This window comes from Sphingobium sp. B2 (assembly GCF_007693735.1).
GTDB lineage: Bacteria > Pseudomonadota > Alphaproteobacteria > Sphingomonadales > Sphingomonadaceae > Sphingobium > Sphingobium xenophagum.
In genome coordinates this window covers 742,361-755,205 of record NZ_VDBZ01000001.1, presented here as the reverse complement: position 1 = coordinate 755,205, position 12,845 = coordinate 742,361, and the positions used below count along the sequence as shown (strand labels likewise).

General features: G+C 63.9%; 11 protein-coding genes and 2 pseudogenes. 8 read left to right on the top strand and 5 right to left on the bottom strand.

The genetic code is table 11. The features are described from left to right. The first annotated feature begins 34 nt into the window (after positions 1-34). From FE851_RS03765 to FE851_RS03750, 4 genes are all read left to right on the top strand, one after another. Positions 35-1,339: a sensor histidine kinase gene (locus FE851_RS03765; RefSeq protein WP_017182726.1), complete on the top strand. Its 1,305-nt coding sequence runs from the start codon at positions 35-37 to the stop codon at positions 1,337-1,339. A 132-nt stretch (positions 1,340-1,471) separates the two neighbouring features. Continuing rightward, on the top strand, positions 1,472-1,825 hold the full coding sequence (locus tag FE851_RS03760) for a YbaN family protein (RefSeq protein ID WP_145199903.1): 354 nt from the start codon (positions 1,472-1,474) through the stop codon (positions 1,823-1,825). A 572-nt stretch (positions 1,826-2,397) separates the two neighbouring features. Next, positions 2,398-3,525, top strand: coding sequence for an IS5 family transposase (locus FE851_RS03755; RefSeq protein WP_103098074.1), 1,128 nt, complete (start codon positions 2,398-2,400; stop codon positions 3,523-3,525). Positions 3,526-4,293: 768 nt separating this feature from the next. After that, positions 4,294-4,665, top strand: coding sequence for a hypothetical protein (locus tag FE851_RS03750; RefSeq protein ID WP_145199901.1), 372 nt, complete (start codon positions 4,294-4,296; stop codon positions 4,663-4,665). 345 nt (positions 4,666-5,010) lie between these two features. Here the strand turns inward: FE851_RS03750 and FE851_RS03745 are convergent. From FE851_RS03745 to FE851_RS03725, 5 genes and pseudogenes are all read right to left on the bottom strand, one after another. After that, positions 5,011-5,766, bottom strand: a pseudogene (locus FE851_RS03745) (transposase); the annotation flags it as partial. A 265-nt stretch (positions 5,767-6,031) separates the two neighbouring features. Then, positions 6,032-7,078 carry an IS110 family transposase gene (locus FE851_RS03740; RefSeq protein WP_066521554.1) on the bottom strand — a complete coding sequence of 349 codons (1,047 nt, stop codon included), beginning with the start codon at positions 7,076-7,078 and terminating at the stop codon, positions 6,032-6,034. A 75-nt stretch (positions 7,079-7,153) separates the two neighbouring features. Next, a pseudogene (locus tag FE851_RS03735) lies at positions 7,154-7,603 on the bottom strand (transposase zinc-binding domain-containing protein); the annotation flags it as partial. Positions 7,604-7,609: 6 nt separating this feature from the next. Continuing rightward, complete coding sequence (locus FE851_RS03730; protein ID WP_145199898.1) at positions 7,610-8,512, bottom strand: tyrosine-type recombinase/integrase; 903 nt, start codon at positions 8,510-8,512, stop codon at positions 7,610-7,612. A 388-nt stretch (positions 8,513-8,900) separates the two neighbouring features. After that, complete coding sequence (locus tag FE851_RS03725; RefSeq protein WP_261370842.1) at positions 8,901-9,371, bottom strand: SH3 domain-containing protein; 471 nt, start codon at positions 9,369-9,371, stop codon at positions 8,901-8,903. 129 nt (positions 9,372-9,500) lie between these two features. Here FE851_RS03725 and FE851_RS03720 point away from each other — a divergent pair, with 129 nt between their 5' ends. The 4 genes from FE851_RS03720 to FE851_RS03705 all read left to right on the top strand — a co-directional run bounded on the left by FE851_RS03720 (position 9,501) and on the right by FE851_RS03705 (position 12,782). Beyond that, positions 9,501-10,499: a 2-hydroxyacid dehydrogenase gene (locus tag FE851_RS03720; protein ID WP_017184338.1), complete on the top strand. Its 999-nt coding sequence runs from the start codon at positions 9,501-9,503 to the stop codon at positions 10,497-10,499. A gap of 68 nt (positions 10,500-10,567) precedes the next feature. Beyond that, positions 10,568-10,753: a DUF1328 domain-containing protein gene (locus tag FE851_RS03715; RefSeq protein ID WP_017184339.1), complete on the top strand. Its 186-nt coding sequence runs from the start codon at positions 10,568-10,570 to the stop codon at positions 10,751-10,753. 4 nt (positions 10,754-10,757) lie between these two features. Continuing rightward, positions 10,758-10,973, top strand: coding sequence for a DUF5818 domain-containing protein (locus FE851_RS03710; RefSeq protein ID WP_145199892.1), 216 nt, complete (start codon positions 10,758-10,760; stop codon positions 10,971-10,973). Between the two features lie 54 nt (positions 10,974-11,027). Continuing rightward, positions 11,028-12,782, top strand: coding sequence for a DUF885 domain-containing protein (locus FE851_RS03705; protein ID WP_145199890.1), 1,755 nt, complete (start codon positions 11,028-11,030; stop codon positions 12,780-12,782). The last annotated feature ends 63 nt before the right edge of the window (positions 12,783-12,845 follow it).

The window sequence follows — 12,845 nt, the reverse complement described above, 5'->3', positions numbered from 1 at the left end:
CCCCGTCCGCTCCACCGGCTCCATCAGCCGCCGGATGATCGGCATTGCCGCGCTGTGGATCAGCGTGCTGCTGATCGGCGGCGGCGTGGCGCTGGACCGGGTGCTGTCGGACGCCATCACCCGCAATTTCGACGACGGCATGAATTATGTGCTGACCGCGATGATCGCCGCGTCGGAAATCGGCCCGGACGGCGAAGTCCTTTTCAACCGCGAACTGGCCGACCAGCGCTTTCTGGAACCCAATAGCGGCCTCTATTATCAGGTGAGTGCGAAGGGGCATGAGGATTGGCGCTCCCGCTCGCTCTGGGACCGCGCGATCAAGGTGCCGTTCGACCATCATGACCGCCGCCTCCACGTCTATGACAGCAAGCAATTCCCTGGCGAGGATTTGCGCATCATGGAACGCAGCGTGGTCCTGCCCGGATCGAACACGCGCTGGATGTTCATCGTGGCGCAGGCGCGCGCGGGTCTGAACGCCCAGATTCGCACGCTGCGCACCACGCTGGTGCAAAGCTTCGCGCTGCTCGCGCTTGGCCTGTTCGTGCTGGCCACGCTCCAGACCCTCTATGGCCTGCGCCCCCTGCGCAAGGTGCGGCTGGAAATCATCCGCATGCGCGACGGCCTCAAAAGCCGCGTCACCGAACCCATGCCCGCCGAAGTGCTGCCCATGGTGGAGGAACTCAACGCCCTGCTCGCCCACAATGAACGGCAGGCGGAAGAAGCGCGCACCCATGCGGGCAATCTCGCCCATGCGCTCAAGACCCCGCTGACCGTCATCATGAACGCGGCGACGGCCCAGTCGGCCGATCTTGGCGAAACCGTGATCCGCGAAGCCACGACGATGCGGCGGCAGGTCGATCATCACCTCGCCCGCGCCCGCGCCGTCGGTCGGCGGGGTGCCGCCCAAAGCCGCGCCGACGTGTGGGCCAGCCTCACCGCCGTCGAACGCGCCGTCGCCCGCCTCTATTCCCACGTCCGCGTCGACATGGACGGATCGAAGGACGCCGCCGTGCGCGTCGAGCGGCAGGATCTCGACGAAATGCTCGGCAACCTCGTCGAAAACGCCGCCAAATATGGTGGCGGCAGCGTGTTCGCCACCGTCCAGCGCGCGGGCGACATGGTCGAAATATTGGTCGAGGATGACGGCCACGGCATCCCGGCGCAAGAACGCACCCGCATATTCGACCGCGGCGTCCGCCTCGATTCCGGCAAGCCCGGCACCGGCCTTGGCCTCGCCATCGTCCGCGACGTGGCGGAAATCTACGGCGGCACCGTCACCCTCGAAGAAAGCGAGGATCTGGGCGGCCTCCTCGTGCGTCTAAGACTACCAGCGGCCTAACACCCCTTCTCCCCACGGGGGAGAAGTTGGAAGAGGGAGCGGGGCGCCAACGTCACCCTTGCCATCCACCCCAGCCCCTGCGAAGCAATAGCATCGCACGCATCACCCACCCCCGGCCAGAACAGGAACCCCATGCGGCGGCACCTCTACCTCATCGCCGGTTTCGCCTCGCTGGGCCTGGGCACCATCGGCGCCTTCCTGCCGCTACTGCCCACCGTCCCCTTCATGATCCTCGCCGCCTTCTGCTTCGCCCGCTCCAGCCCCGCGCTGGAGGCCAGGCTGCTCGACCACCGGATTTTCGGCCCCCATATCCGCAGCTGGCGAGAACGCGGCGCGATCAGCCGCCACGGCAAGAAAGCCGCGCTCGCCGCCTTCGCCTTCAGCGCCACCCTGGCCCTCTTCCTCTCCCCCTGGCCCTGGTACCTCCTCCCCCTCACCGCCGCCCTGATCGGCGGCACCTGGATCTGGACCCGCCCGGAGGCGTGAGGGGCACAGGCTAGCACCGAAGGCCGGACATCAATTCAACCGTCATGCCGGACCTGATCCAGCATCCAGGGCAGCTACACACCGCCCTGGATCCCGACTTCCGTCAGGATGACGACGGCACTGAACCCTTCTCCCCACGGGAGAGAAGGATACAAAGCCTTACCGATCGCTATGAGGTAGGCGACGTTGGATGAAGGGAACCGGCACTGGCGGCGCACACTACCAAGAGGCCACCACACCCACCTTCGTCACCCTCCGACCGGCGCAGCGCCCGCCATGACCCAAGAGGAGCGACAATAAATTCCTCCCAAGGGGAGGGGAACCACGAAGTGGTGGAGGGGTGTCACCCTATCGAGAGGCTGATACCCCTCCGTCTGGCCTGCGGCCATCGACCTCCCCGTACAGGGGAGGATGATCGGGAACGACCAGTTATTGCTTCTCGAAGCTATTTTAAGCCTGCCCGATAGCGGGCACACTTCCCATATGCTTTAACAGGCTGCGGAAAAAGGCGCTTGCCTTGATGTGGCATTGCTGATTCCAGGATCCCGTAGAGGGATGTTGAAGGGATCGGGATGCGCGGCGGTGATGAACGGAGCGAGGGGCTGTTCTCGTACGTGAGTTGCGAGGCTCGGGTGCCGGCGAACCATGCTCTTCGCGCGATCCGGGCGATTGTCGATGAAGCGCTCGAAGTGCTGTCCGCGGACTTCGACGGCCTGTATTCTCGTATCGGGAGGCCGTCGATCCCACCCGAGAAACTTCTTCGGGCCTTGCTCCTGCAGGCCTTCTATTCGATCCGCTCGGAACGCCAGTTGATGGAGCAGATGGACTACAACCTGCTCTTTCGCTGGTTCGTCGGCCTGGCGATGGATGCGCCGATCTGGGATGTCACGGTCTTCACCAAGAACCGCGAGAGGCTGCTGTCCGGGGACGTTGCCGCCAAGCTCCTGTCGGCCATCATCAACCAGCCACGCGTGCAAGCTCTTCTTTCGGACGATCATTTCTCGGTGGACGGCACGTTGATCGAAGCGTGGGCAAGCGCGAAAAGCTTCAGACCCAAGGATGAAGGCGGCCCCGGAGATGACGATGACGCCGGGTTGGCTTCCAGCCGCAGCGAGCAGGCAGCAGCGCCGACCGACCGTAATGCCGAACGCGATTTTCGCGGCGAGAAGCGCAGCAATGCAACCCATGCATCGACCACAGATCCTGATGCCCGACTATTCAAGAAGGCGCGCGGCCAGGCAGCGAAGCTGTGCCACATGGGCCATGTCCTGATGGAGAACCGCAACGGCCTCGTCGTCGATGCGATCCTCACCCACGCCACCGGCACCGCCGAACGCGAGGCCGCGCTGACCATGTTGGGCCGCATGGAAGGACGCCACCGGATTACACTGGGCGCGGACAAGAACTACGACACCGCCGCCTTCGTCGCGGCGCTGCGCGAGATGGAGGTCACCCCGCACGTAGCCCAGAACAACACCAACCGGCGCTCCGCCATCGACAGGCGCACGACACGCCATCCCGGCTACGGCCTCTCCCAGAAAATCCGCAAGCGGATCGAGGAGGTGTTCGGATGGACGAAGACCTGCGGCACCATGCGAAAGACCCGCCATCGAGGCCAGGACCGCGTCGGATGGTCCTTTACGCTCACCGCTGCCGCCTACAACCTCATCAGACTGCCAAAACTTCTGGCCGCGGCCTAATCGTGTCGCTCACGTCACCACGACCGCGCCAACGTGGCCGGTATCTCCGAATTTCACCCTGAAACGAGCGACAGACCAGTCCCCCTCCTTCGAACGCAGATCGACGGTGACCACTGCGGCGCCTTTTTCCGCAGCCTGTTAATGCAGCAATGGGCAGATCGAGAAACATAATTGTAGTGGCCGCAATGTCCTTCGCGCCCGCATTTCTTAGCGGTTGCACTTCCCCCATTTCCGATCCCGTAATGCTCCGCGCCATAGAAAGCGAGACTCAGTCATTGATGACAGATCGTCCGCTCAGCCCGTCGGATGAATGGGTAGATATTCCGATACGAAGGGTGCCACCAAAGATCGCTAGCCTCAACCCGAAGGCGGTGACAGTCCATCATTGGGGCGTCGATATCATCGTGAAGCGAGGCCTTGATGGTGGCTACGGCTATGCGGTTCCGAAAAGACAGCAAAACCTACCAATGCCAGAAGAATGCTATTCCGACCTTGGGCAAGGCATCTTCTGGCACGGACCCTGTTGATCCCTGTCATTTCGCATAACGACCGGAAGCGCCCGCACATTCCTCCCCTGCAAGGGGAGGGGGACCACGAAGTGGTGGAGGGGTGTCGCCCTATCGAGAGGCTGATACCCCTCCGTCTGGCCTACGGCCATCCACCTCCCCTTGCAGGGGAGGATGATCGGGAACGACCAGAAATTGCCTATAAGCAGGAGGTTTCGTTTGTCTGCTTGCGGACGTCGAAATGAGATGACAGGCTGGCATCATGCAACGTCTTCGTTCGTTTTTCCTTCCACTACTGCTTATTGGCTGTTCTTCCTCGGTCGATGAACATCATGATGAGATAATGAACAGCGTAGAGAATACGCTTGTCATACCTGCGGACGCTCATCCATGGGAGGAGTATGCCCGATACTATGCGGCAGAGCCTGATGGTAAGATCGTGGGCATATTCGTTGTCCCTGATGATCGAGACCGTCAGAATGAGTTCTATAACCTTTCTGCCGGTCAACGCCGCTGGGTGGACGATTATAGAAATTTGCCATCTATAATGGACGGTGGTTGTGATGTGCTGACCGTGACGCTCGACGCAAAATCTCGAAAACGGGAAGGCCCATTCTGTAACGGCGAGGCTTGACGGCTGCTATTCTAAAAACTCTGCGGAAACCCGACAGTCCGCTCCCGTTTAGAGTTTCGGACGCCGAGAGGCGTCGGAAAGTCGGCGGTGCCCGAACCCGCGGGCCCCCTGCGATGGTCTATGGGGATTTCGACTTTGGGCGGCTCTGGGCGGTGGCGGGCGCGGTGGATAAGCGGACGTATTTGAAAGCGGACGGTCTGCTTTCCGGCGGTCGCGAAGGTCGCTCACAGTCGGACGGTCCGCTTTCGGGCAGTTGGCGTCCGCTTTTCGACAGGTGGGAAGCAGACTCCGGCCTTCCCGGGAGCGCGGTCGTCACGGGGTCTGTCGATGATGTGCCGTGCCGGGTCACGACGCCTGTCTCTCGGATGATGCTGCGAAGCATGGGGGCGCGCGAGGCTGGTACCGGCGTTCCAAGATCTCGATGACGATCATGCGTCCACCGCAGCACGAGCACGGCGGCCGGGCATCTGGCGGTTCGGCGGGCATGTCATCGACAGCAGGCGGCGCGACCGCGAGCAGTTGGCGGGCCCGTTCGAGACTGTCCTTGCGCGTACCGCTGGCGAGCAGGCCATAATGACGGATGCGGTGAAAGCCCTTGGGCAAGTCGTGGAGCAGGAAGCGGCGGATGAACTCGTCGGCACCAAGCGTCATCACCTGCTGCCGGTCGGCGCCGCCGCGGCGATAGTCCTTGTAGCGGAAGGTAACGCCGTCCTCGTCGAAGCGGAGAAGGCGGCTGTTCGAGATGGCGACGCGGTGAGTGTAGCGCGACAGATAGGCGAGGACCGCTTCGGGCCCGGCGAATGGCGGCTTGGCATAGACCACCCAGCGCTTTTTGCGGACCGGCGACAGGTGGCGCAGGAATGCGCGCCGTTCGGTGAGATGCGCCATGCTGCCGAAGAAGGCGAGCTGTCCGGCATCGTAGAGCGCGAGCAGTCGTGTGAGGAACAGGCGGCGGAACAGCGCGCCGAGCACACGTACCGGCAACAGGAACGCCGGACGCGCCGAGACCCAACGCGTGCCGTCGAGCGCGATGCCGCCGCCGGGGACAATCATGTGGATGTGCGGGTGGTGGGTTAGCGCCGAGCCCCATATGTGGACGACCCCCTCTTACAAGGTCTTTCTTGGGCATTAATTTGATCAGATCGCTTGCTTCCATATGTCCGGCCTTTTTGCGCGCTCGAGTGAACGCTGGCCAAGATGGTTTCCGCGACGTCGGTTCCAGCCAAGTGTGCGACCTCGAAGGCCATTGGGGCTACCGGATTTTCCTACGTCGGGATCGATCGATCACACCATCTGCTTTTTCCTTGCAAGTTCGGGCATCGGCTCAGCGCGGTTGCATCTCTTTGCTCCCCGCGTTGGCTGACCTCTATGCGGCGACGGCTATCTCGACCGGTGCAGTCTTGCCGGCGTAGCTTTGGCCGGTAACCATCAGCTTCCAGGCTATGCGAGCCATCTTGTTGGCGAGAGCAACGGCGACGAGTTTGGGAGCCTTGCGCTTGAGCAACTGTTCCACCCAAGGCGCGAAGGCATTTTTGCTGGTGCCCGCGGCGACGTGCCTGACGACCGCTGTGGCGCCCGCCACCAGGACGCTGCGCAACCCTTCATCGCCTGCGCGGGTGATGCCGCCATGCCTGACTTTGCCGGCGGTGGAGTGATCTTTCGGTGTCAGGCCGATCCAGGCAGCGAACTGGCGCCCTGAGGCAAACCTCTCTGGTGCCGGCGTCTTCATCACGAGCAATGCGGCGCCGATCGCTGCGATACCGGGGATCTTCGCTAGGCGATTGCAGTGAGGCTCAGTTTTCTGCCAGGCTGCCAGCTTGGCATCGACCTCCGCGATTTTTGCCTGAAGCTGCTTATATTCTTCCGCGTGGGCCGCGAACAATTCGCGGGCCAATGAAGGAAGGCTGTTGTCGGCTTGCAGCTGATCAAGCAATCGACCGAGATGATCGATACCCCGGGCGGCCGTCAGCCCGAACTCTGCAGCAAAGCCGCGGATAGCGTTCGAGAGCTGCGTCTGGTTGCGGATCAACCGGTCACGCACACCCATCAGCATCAACACGGCCTGCTGATCGGCCGTCTTTACTGGCACAAACCGCATAGTCGGTCGGCTCATTGCTTCGCACAGGGCCTCGGCGTCGGCTGCGTCATTCTTCCCACGCTTGACGTACGGCTTAACCAGCTGTGCGGCTATCAGCTTCACCTCGTGACCGAATGAGGTGAGCAGGCGCGCCCAGTGATGCGAGGCACCGCACGCCTCGATCGCCACGACGGTCGGCGGCAGTTTTTCGAAGAACGTCACCATGTCCTTCCGACGCAGCTTGCGACGAAGAACGACCTCCTCGGCCGCATTCACTCCATGAAGCTGAAAAACACTCTTCGACGTATCCATTCCGATTCTGATAAGCTGTTCCACGGGCGGCTCCCTTGTTTGAGCGTTGACAACTCATTCTGGCACATTCGATGCCGCTGGGGGTCGTCCACTCCAACAGGTGTGGAGCACGGCGGTGATGCCGATCCGTGCGCCGAGATGCTTCGGGTCCGCGGCGATGATCTGCATCGTCTCCGACGCTGCGCGGAACAGCAGATCGTAGATCAGCGCCTTGTTGTAAAAGGCGATGGCACCGACCTCGGCCGGCAGGGTGAAGACCACGTGGAAGTAGCCGACCGGCAGCAGGTCGGCCTCGCGGTCGGCGAGCCACGTGCGCGCGGCAGCGCCCTGGCACTTGGGACAGTGCCGGTTGCGACAGCTGTTATAGGCGACACGCCAATGGCCGCAGTCCTCGCAGGCCTCGACGTGGCCGCCCATTGCCGCCGTGCGACACTGTTCGATCGCCGACATGATCTTGAGCTGGTGCAGGCTCAGATGCCCGGCATGGGCCAACCGATACGTCGGCCCTGCAGTTCGGAAGATATCGGCGACCTCGATGGAGGTGCGCACCTCGCCTCAACCGTCGGGCGTTCCCCCGCTCGGGATCATCAGCCGGTCGAGCGGACTGGTCACCGCGCGCATCGTCTTGGTCGCTACCTGGGTGTAAAAGGCGGTGGTGTTGAGCTTGGCGTGACCAAGCAGCGCCTGGATGACGCGGATATCGACACCGTCTTCGAGCAAGTGCGTGGCGAAGCTATGCCGCAGGGTATGCGGGCCGACCCGCTTGGCGATATCGGCTGCCTCGGCCGCCTCGACGACGATGCGATACAGCTGCCGCGTGCTGATCGGCACTGTTGCGTTCTGGCCCGGGAAGAGCCAACCGTTCGGAAGCATGATCCCCTGCTGCCGACCAGCGCGCCACCACTCACGTAGCAACACGAGCAAGCCTTCGGGCAGCATGGCGTTCCGGTAGCGCCCGCCTTTGCCGCGCTCGATCCGTAGCAGCATGCGCTTGCTGTCGACGTCGCTGACCTTGAGCACCGAGACCTCGGAAACGCGCAGTCCGGCACCATAGGCGACCGACAGTGCCGCCTGATGCTTGAGGCAGGTCGTGGAATCGAGCAGCCGCTTCACCTCGGCCAAGGTCAGCACCACCGGGATCTTACGAGCATGCGCGGTGCGGACCAGCTTACGCGCGAGTTCGGGTCGGTCGAGCGTGTGGGTGAAGAAGAACCGCAGCGCCGCGACGATGCTGTTCATGGTCGGCGCCGGAACGCCGGCGTCCTGCTGCTCGATCTGGAACCGCCGGACATCCTCGGCGGTCGCGGTGTGCGGCGAGCGCCCCAGCCAGGTCGCAAACCGCCCGACGTCGCGCAGGTAGTTGCGCTGCGTCTCGCGTGAGAACCGGCGCATCGTCATATCGTCGATCAGCCGCTGGCGTAGCGGGCTGATCGGGCCAACCGGAACAAGCTCGTTCATCGTTCGACTCCTCATGTTGAAGGAGCCAAAAGGGTCGGCCCATTACGGGCACTGCTCAATCCAGGCGGGACGTTCTCGTTGTCATGGATAGCTCACCATGGGCACCACTCCCGCGCAGCGGGTTCGTGCATCCACCCCAGCCCGACATACGGCCCCAGCTGGCACCAGCCCCACACCTGTCCTACACCCCCGCCACCTGCTACACTCGCGCCCGGCTCTTTCCCATCGTCCACCCCAGCACGTCCGCGAAATCCCCCACGCGCGACATGGGCGAAGTTTGCGAAGTTCCGCGCCGCGCCAAACCACCGGCCCGCGTAACATTCTGCCCGCAGCACGCACGAAAATATCACGATCACCGGGAAATATGCGAAGTTAAGCCCCGCACATCCTATTTATCCGTCGCGCCCCAGACGTCCTGCGCCTTCACATAGCCGCGTTGTCCCTTCACGTCGAAGCTGCACCAGCCGCCCGAACAGTCGGACAGGCGCCCAACCACGCCCTTTTGCGCGCGAAACAATGTCCGCGCACTATCGCTGGCCGATTCGCGCATCGGCGCTTCGGCCGCGCGCACCACCCCGGTCGGCGTGTCGCTCAGCAGGCGGACATGCATCCACCCCTGCGCGCCGTCCGGGTCCTCGACCTTGCGCCACAGGCCCAGCACCTGCACCACCTTCACCGGCAGGTCGCGGCGGCGGTAGATCCAGTTGGACGGGTAATCCAGGCTCGGCCCGACCCGCATCCGCGCCTCCGGCTGCGAAATCGAGGCCCAGTACGGCACAGGCTTGCCCGCCGCGATCGCTGCGCCGCCCGCTGCGCCCAGCGCCATGACCACGCCCGCGCCCAGCAAAATGCGCTTCATGCCCGCCCTGTTTTTCCTGTCACCCATGGCCTTCCCATAGCCGCTGCGCCGCCCCCGCGACAACTGCTGACTTGCCCGATCCACCATAAGCGCTTGACCGATGGCGCGGCCAGGCATAGCGGCCTTGGCATGGCCAAAAAACCGCGCCCCGCCAAGCCGCGCGTCATCGTCACGCGACGCCTGCCCCCCAATGTGGAGGCGCGCATGGCCGAACTGTTCGACGCCAGCTTCAATGTCGGTGATCAACCGATGAGCCGCACCGAACTCGCCCGCGCCATGGCCCAGTGCGACGTGCTGGTGCCCTGCATCAGCGACCAGATCGACGCCACGCTGATCGCCGCCGCGCCGGACCGGCTGCAACTCCTGGCCAGCTTCGGCAGCGGCGTCGATCATATCGATCTCGCTGCCGCCCGCGCGAAGGGCATCATCGTCACCAATACGCCCGGCGTCCTGACCGAAGACACCGCCGACATGACGATGGCGCTGATCCTGTCGGTCCCCCGCCGCCTGGCCGAAGGGGAGAAGCTGGTGCGCAGTGGCGAGTGGCGCGGCTGGAGCCCGTCGGGGATGCTGGGCCACCGCATCGGCGGCAAGAAGCTGGGCATCATCGGCATGGGTCGCATCGGCCGCGCCGTCGCCCGCCGCGCCCGCGCCTTTGGCCTGACCATCGCCTATCACAACCGCCACCGCCTGCCGTTCGAGGTAGAGCAGGAACTGGAGGCGGAATGGGTGGGCGACGTGGACGGCCTGCTCGCCGCCTGCGACATCGTGTCGATCCACTGCCCGCTCAACGGCGACACGCGCGGGTTGATCGACGCACGCCGCATCGCACTGATGCGGCCCGACGCCTATCTCATCAACACCTCCCGCGCCGAAATCACCGACGAAGCGGCGCTCATCGCCGCGCTGGACGAAGGCCGGATCGCGGGCGCAGGGCTGGACGTCTACACCCACGAACCCGCCGTCGATCCCCGCCTCTTCGCCCTCTCCAATGTCGTGCTGCTGCCGCATATGGGGTCCGCCACCTTCGAAGGCCGCGACGCCACCGGCGCGCGCGTCATCGCCAACATCCGCAGCTGGGTCGATGGCCACCGTCCGCCCAACCAGGTGCTGGAAGGCTGGGTCTGACCACGGAACCGCTGGTCCCGCCGCTCGTTCGGAAAGTATCGCCTTTCCAACGTCAGGGACATATTACCATGTTGAAACTCGCCCTTATCTCGCTCGTCATCGCCGGCGTCCTCGCCATTCTGGGCTTTGGCGGCGCGGCTGGCACATTTGTCGGCATCGCCAAGATCCTGTTCTTCATCGCCCTCGCGGTCTTTGTTCTCTTCCTTGTCCTGGGCATGCTGGCTGGCAAGGGCATCAAGGACGCGATAGACTGAACCGATGGATATAGCTGGAGCAGAAACAGGCGCGGCTGTGGACGAAACGGGTCGATTGATCCGCGACGCAGCCGGCTTCCTGCTCCAGCGCGATCTGGGCGGCAGCTACCGGCTCGTGCTGCTGCGTGTCCCGGTCGATCTGGTCGAAAAGCGGGTCCGGGTCCGCGGCTACCACGCTGGCGACGACATCGTCGAAGCGGACGGCGTCGCCCCGGCCTGATCCACCCGCCTGATCCTCTTGCCAAACCGGCCGGGACGCGCGATCCCCTGTGCCATGCGCAAGATCATCGCCCTCCTTCTCGCCGTCGCCACACCAGTTCTGGCCCACGCCCAGACGCCCCATGATGCCCTTGGCAAGGTTATGGACGATCATTGGGCCTGGTGGCTGTCGGCCCATCCGGTCGATGCCACCGCGCGCGGCGTGCGCGACTATGACGATCGCATCTACGACATTTCGCTGGCTGGCCGGGCCGCGCAGATCAAGGCGGAACAGACCTTCGTCGCCCGGCTCGACGCGATCGCCGACAGCGGCCTTGGCCCCGCCGACCGGGTCAACCGCGCCGTGCTGTTGTGGATGCTGCGGGACGACATCGCCGGGGAAAGCCATCCCGCCGAACGGCTGATGCTGTTCACCACTTATTATGGCTGGCATCAGGGCTTTGCCAGCATGAGCGACGGCCTGCCCTTCTACAATCGCGCAGACTATGACAGCTATCTGAAGCGCCTTTCGCTCTACCCCCGGCAAAATGCCGACGCCCTTTCCATCACGCGGCAGGCGATCAAGGGCGGTTATGTCCAGCCCTGCTCGGTGCTGGGCAACTATGCCGCCAGCATCAGCGGCATCGTCGCGGGCAAGCCGCAGGACACGCGCTTCTACGAGCCCTTCACCCGCGCCAGGCCCCGCGACATCGGCGAAGCGGACTGGGCCGCGATGCAGGCCCGCGCCGCCGCCCTCATCCGCGATGTGGTCGCGCCCGAATATACCAAATGGCACGATCTGTTCGTGAAGGACTATCTGCCCGCCTGCCGCAAGAGCGACAGCGCCTCCACCCTGCCCGGCGGCGCGGCATGGTATGCCAGCCGGGTTCGCGCCCATACGACGACCGACCTTACCCCCGACCAGATCCACGCCATCGGCCTGTCCGAAGTCGCCCGTATCCGCGCCCGCATGGATGACGTCGCGGCCAAGGCGGGCTATCCCAGCCGCGCCGCCTTCATCGCCCATCTGCGCACCGATCCGCGCTATTATGCCAAAACGGCGGAGGAACTGCTGCAAGTCGCCGCGCGGCAGGCCAAGACGATTGACGGCCTGCTGCCCCGCTATTTCGGCACGCTGCCGCGCCTGCCCTATGGCCTCAAACCCATCCCCGCCGCCGAAGCGGAAGGGACGACGACCGCCTATTACATGCCCGGCGCGCCTGAAAGCGGCATCGCCGGCACCTATTATGTCAACACGTCGAAGCTGGACCAGCGCCCCTATTGGGAACTGCCCGCGCTCACCGCCCATGAAGCGGTGCCCGGTCATCACAACCAGATCGCGCTGCAACAGGAATTGCCGCTGCCGCCATTCCGCAAATATCTGGCCAGCTTCACCGCCTATGTCGAAGGCTGGGCGCTCTACAGCGAATATCTGGGCGAGGAGATGGGCCTCTATGACACGCCCGAAAAGATGATGGGCCGCCTGTCCTATGAAATGTGGCGCGCCTGCCGTCTGGTCGTCGACACCGGCATCCATGCCAAGGGGTGGGACAAGGCCCGCGCGGTCGCCTTCATGAAGGATAATAGCGCCCTGTCCGACGCCAATATCGACGCGGAGGTTAATCGCTATATCAGCTGGCCGGGACAGGCGCTCGGCTACAAGCTGGGCGAGATCAAAATCCGCGAATTGCGGGCCAGGGCAGAGGCCGCGCTGGGGCCGAAATTTAACCTGCGCGCCTTCCACGACGCTGTACTGGCGCAGGGCGCAGTGCCGCTGACGGTGCTCGACAGCCAGATCGACGCCTGGATCGCCACGCAAAAGGCGCGCTAGTCTGCGCCTCCCCTTGTCCGAATTGGCAATTTTTGCTGCGCTGCGGCGACTTGCCAATACCCC